Genomic DNA, 5,022 nt, shown 5'->3' on the forward strand with positions numbered 1-5,022 from the left:
CGAGGGCGGTGCGCCAGCGGATGGTGCCGGCCTTGGTGTGGGCGACGATCGCGGAGATCGACGTGGCGAGGACGATCAGCAGGGCGGCGGTGCTGGCGGCGGCCGGGGAGAGCCCGAGCAGGTAGATCAGCGCGGGCACGGCGAGGATGCCGCCACCGCCGCCGAGCCCGCCGAGCACCAGCCCGACCACCGCCCCGGCGGCGAGTGCCAACAGCAGCGTGGTCATCGGACCGCCCCGGGGAGGACCGCCGTGGCCGACGGACGGGCGCCCGCGCGCCCGGACCGGACGGCGAAGCCGCCGGCGCGCCCACGGCCGCCGGACGTGTCGAACGCCGTCGAGCCGGTGCGTATACAGAGGGTCAGGGCGGACGGAGGGCGGTGGTGCATGGTGGTGCTCCAGCTGGGGGGTGACGCCAGGGGCCGGGGGCCGGGCGGGGGGTCAGGCGGTCACGACGGTGAGGCCGGCCTCGGCGGCGGAGGTGAAGGCGTCGTCGACGGCGACCACCTCGCGTCCAGCCGCGTCCAGCAGGGAGGCGGCGACGGCGGCCCGGATGCCGCCGGCGCAGTGGACCCAGACGGGGCCGTCCGGCAGTTCGGCGCCGCGGCGGTGGAGCTGGTGCAGCGGGATGTGGTGGGTGCCGTCGAGGTGGGCGGCGGCGCGCTCGGCGGCGCGGCGGACGTCGACGACCACCGGGGCCAGGCCCTCGACCGTGGCGGCGAGGGCGAGGGCGAGGTCGGCGAAGGTCGCGCGGCGGAAGGAGCGCGGGCGCTCGCCGGGCAGCAGCCAGTTCTCGGGGCCGCCGGTGGTGGCCGCGCCGGGGTGGTCGATGCCGACCCGGGCGAGTTCGCGCTGCGCGGCGGCGAGCTGTTCGGGACTCCCGGCGAGCAGGGTGACCGGCTTGCCCCACGGGATCAGCCACGCGAGGTAGGTGGCCAGCTGGCCCTCGGCCTCGATGTTGAACGATCCCGCGAGGTGCCCGGCCGCGAAGGCGGTGCGGGCGCGCAGGTCGACGACCCACTCGCCGGCGGCGAGGCGGAGGGCGAGTTCGGCCGCGTCGGCGGGGGCCGGCGGGGTGAGGTCGACGGGGGCGGGGCCGGCGGCGTTGAGCGGGCCCATGTGGGCGTAGTAGGCGGGGATGTCGTCGAGCCCGGCGAGCAGGTCGGCGACGAAGGTGTCGACGTCCTTGACCAGGGCCTCGTTGCGGTGCCGCTCGGCGCCGATGGTGGTGGTGGCGGCGGTGCCGGCGGCGGGCCCCGCCGAACAGAAGCTGCCGAAGCCGTGGGTGGGCAGCACGGCCACGTCGTCGGCGAGGCCGTCGGCGAGCCGGTGGGCGGAGGCGTGCTGGGCGCGGGCGAGGTCCTCGGTGAGCCTGGGCTCGACGAGGTCGGGGCGGCCGACGGTGCCGATGAGCAGCGAGCCGCCGGTGAACGCGGCGACCGGGCGGCCGGCCTCGGCGAGCACGTAGGAGGTGTGGTGCGGGGTGTGGCCGGGGGTGGCGACGGCCCGCAGGGTGAGGCCGGCGGCGGGGTCGACGTCGAAGTCGTCGCCGTCGTGGACGAGCACCCGCCGGTAGGAGACGGCGGCGTCGGCCGGGACGAGGTAGTGCGCGCCGGTGACCCGGGCGAGTTCGAGGCCGCCGGTGACGTAGTCGTTGTGGACGTGGGTCTCGGCGACGTAGGCGATCCGCACGCCCCGGCGGGCGGCCGCGGCGATGACCTGGTCGATGTCGCGCGGCGGGTCGACGGCGACCGCTCCGCCCGGGCCTCCGGCCAGGTAGCCGCGGTTGCCGAGGCCCTCGATCTCCAGGGTGTCGACGAAGAACACGTGCCTCTCCTTCTCACATCTCGCGAAAGCCTTTTACCCCAGGGGGTATCTGTCATCGACTGTAGCAGAGATACCCCCCGGGGCATCGAAGGGAGCCGGCGCGGCGACCGGGTAGCGTCCCCCGCATGATCACCACCGACCTCGTGCCCGCGCCCGGCCCCGTGACCCCCGACGACCTGGCCGCCGTGCTCCGGCTCGCCGTGGGCACCCTTCGCGCCGCCCCCGCCGACGCCGACTGGTCCCGCCCCGCCGGCGCCGTCGACTGGGACTGCTGGAACACCGTCGAACACCTCGCGGACGACCTGCTCGCCTACGCCGCCCAGCTCGGCCCGGACGAGCCGCCCCGCGACCGCTACGTGCCCTTCGTCTCACGCCGCCCCTTCCCCGGCGGGCCGAACAGCTTCGTCTTCGCCCGGCCCGAGGACGGCCCGCGGGGCCTGCTGGAGGTCCTGGAGGCGAGCGGCGGCCTGATGGTCGCGATCGCCCGGACCAGGACGCCCGAGGTCCGCGCCTTCCACCCCTGGGGGCTCGCCGACCCGGCGGGGTTCGTCGCGATGAGCCTGGTGGAGACGCTGGTGCACGTGCACGACGTCGCCGAGGGGCTCGGACTGCCCTGGGACCCGCCGGCCGACGTCTGCCACCGCACCCTCGCCCGGCTGTTCCCCGACGTCCCCCTCGACCCCGCCGCCGGCCCCTGGCCGACCCTGCTCTGGGCCACCGGCCGCACCGCGCCGCCCGGCCGCCCGCGCCGTACCGACTGGCGCTGGTACGCGGACGCCGCCCAGGCCTGAACACCACCGCCGGAGGCCGTCACCCGGAAACGCCGCCTGACGCCGCCTCAGCACCGGCCGACGCCGCAGGTCGCGGACCCTTTGCGCACTCCCCCGGTGCACGTTCTATTGTGGCGGGCGCGGCGGCGGCGCGGCCGGGAGGCGGGCGCGGCGGCGGACCGGCGTGGAACGAAGGGGTGGACGTGGCGGGGCGGCGGAACGACGGGGTGCTGGCGGTCTGGGCGGAGACGCAGCGGCAGGAGCAGCGCCGGGAGGAGGCCCGGTGGCGCGCCCAGGCCGCCGAGCAGCGCCGGCGGGAGCGGGAGCAGCGCGAGGCGCAGAAGGCGGCGGCCCGCACCGAGCGCGAGGCGCAGAAGGCCTACCAGCAGGCCCGGGAGGCCGAGGCGGCCCGGCGGACGGCCGAACTGGACGGCCGGGTGGAGGAGTTGCGCGGCCTGCTGGCCGCCGGGCTGGGCGGTCCCGCGTTCCGGGCGCAGAGCCTGCTGGCCCCGCGACCGGTGCCGCCGTTCGAGCCGGGGCGCCTCGGCGAGCCGGTGCCGATGCCGGACCAGTCCCGCTACCAGGTGCCGCCGCCGGACCCGGTGCAGGCCCGCAACCCCGGGGTGTGGCGGCAGTACGAGCAGTACGTGGCGCAGGCCCGGGCCCGGTTCGAGCAGGACTGGTACGCGGCGCAGGCGGCGGAGGCGGACCGGCAGCGCCGGCTGGCCGAGTACCACGGGCAGTACCTGGAGTGGGTGGCCCGGTTCCGCCGGGAGGACGAGCAGCGGGCCGCCCGCACCGAGGAGTTGCTGCGCCGGCTGCGGTCCGGCGAGGCGGAGGCGGTGCAGGAGTACTTCACCGCCGTGCTGTACGCCTCGGCGGGCTGGCCGGAGGGCTTCCCGCACCGGCTGGTGGCGGCCTGGGAGGCGTCCAGCCGCCAGCTGGTGGTGAACTGGGAGCTGCCGGGCCCCGACGTCGTCCCGGCGACCGCCCGGGTGCGGTACGTGAAGTCGGACGACCGGGAGGCCGAGGTGGCCCGCCCGGCGACCGAGCGCAAGGCGCTGTACCGGGAGGTGCTGGCGCAGACCGCGCTGCGGGTGGTGGCCGAGCTGTACCGCGCCGACGGGGACGGGATGCTGGCCTCGGTGGTGCTGAACGGCTTCGTGCGCGGCATCGACCCGGCGACCGGCCGGGAGGCGGAGCGGTTCCTGACCACGGTGACGGTCGACCGGGGCGAGTTCGCCGGGCTGGCGCTGGACCGGGTGGCGGCCGTGGAGTGCTTCCAGGGCCTGGGCGGGGTGCTGTCGGCGCGTCCCGAGCGGCTGGACGAGGTGCGCCCGGACCGGCTGCCGGAGACGGTCGGCGGCAGTGTGGCCGGGCAGGGCGGCGAGGACGACCCGGACCTCTTCGCGATGGACCCGATCGAGTTCGAGGAGCTGATCGCCGAGCTGTTCCGGCTGCGCGGCTTCCGGGTGATGACCACGGCGCGCAGCGGCGACGCCGGGGTGGACGTGGTCGCCGAGGACCTCGATCCGGTGACCGGCGGACGGATCGTCATCCAGGCCAAGCGCTACCGCTCGACGGTCTCCCCCACCGCGGTGCGCGACCTGGACTCGACGGTGCGCCACCACGGCGCGATCAAGGGCATCCTGGTGACCACGGCGGGCTTCGGGCCGGGCTCGTACGAGTACATCCGCAACAAGCCGCTGACCCTGGTGAGCGGTCCCGAACTGGTGGAGCTGCTCGCCGAGCAGGGCCTGCGCGGCCGCCTGGGCGAGCGGACGAACGGCGGCGACCGGCGACCGGCGGCGGCCGCCCCGGAAGCCGCGACCACCACGCTGGCGCTGTCCTGGCGCAGCCGCACGGCCGGCGGGGACCCGGTCGAGCTGGACGTCTCGGCGTTCCTGTGCGCCGGCGGCCGGGTGCTGGACGACGAGCACTTCGTGTTCTTCAACAACCCGCAGGACCCGCGGGGCGCGGTGCGGCTGCACCCCACCCGCTCGGTGCCGGGCGAGCCGGTCCGCCGCGCCGAAATCACCCTGGAGCCGGGGCGGTTGGCGCCGGGCGTGGACGAGGTGGTGGTGGCGGTGTCCACCGAGGAGGAGGAGCAGCCGGTGCTGCCGCTCGGCTACGTGCACGGGCTGGCGCTGACCGGCACGTTCGGCCCGGACGCGGACGGGCCCGCCGAGTGGGCCGCGCAGACCGGCGGGGTGTCGCAGAGCGCGATGGTCCTCGGATCCTTCCAACGGCGCGGCGGGGCCTGGCGGTTCACGGCGAGCGGGACGCCGGTGCAGGACGGTCTGGCCGGGCTGGCGGTGCGCTGGGGCGTCGCGGTCGAGTAGCGGCGGCGCGGGCCTCAGGGACGGGTGTCATACCTGAGGAGGAGGTGACCCCCCGCCGGACCGCCGGGTCGGCGAGGGGGCCGTG

General features: G+C 76.7%; 4 protein-coding genes. 2 read left to right on the plus strand and 2 right to left on the minus strand.

What is annotated here, in order from left to right:
• A partial coding sequence (locus ABD308_RS37875) for a TSUP family transporter (RefSeq protein ID WP_344345384.1) occupies positions 1–226 on the minus strand: 226 nt, incomplete at its 3' end.
• A 213-nt stretch (positions 227–439) separates the two neighbouring features.
• Positions 440–1,825: a rhodanese-like domain-containing protein gene (locus tag ABD308_RS37880; RefSeq protein WP_344345386.1), complete on the minus strand. Its 1,386-nt coding sequence runs from the start codon at positions 1,823–1,825 to the stop codon at positions 440–442.
• Positions 1,826–1,950: 125 nt separating this feature from the next.
• Here ABD308_RS37880 and ABD308_RS37885 point away from each other — a divergent pair, with 125 nt between their 5' ends.
• Complete coding sequence (locus tag ABD308_RS37885) at positions 1,951–2,616, plus strand: maleylpyruvate isomerase N-terminal domain-containing protein (protein ID WP_344345388.1); 666 nt, start codon at positions 1,951–1,953, stop codon at positions 2,614–2,616.
• Between the two features lie 182 nt (positions 2,617–2,798).
• Positions 2,799–4,937 (plus strand): restriction endonuclease, encoded by a 2,139-nt coding sequence (locus ABD308_RS37890; RefSeq protein WP_344345390.1) that lies wholly within the window; start codon positions 2,799–2,801, stop codon positions 4,935–4,937.
• The last annotated feature ends 85 nt before the right edge of the window (positions 4,938–5,022 follow it).

It is taken from the genome of Kitasatospora putterlickiae (genome assembly GCF_039527695.1).
GTDB classification, from domain to species: Bacteria; Actinomycetota; Actinomycetes; order Streptomycetales; family Streptomycetaceae; genus Kitasatospora; species Kitasatospora putterlickiae.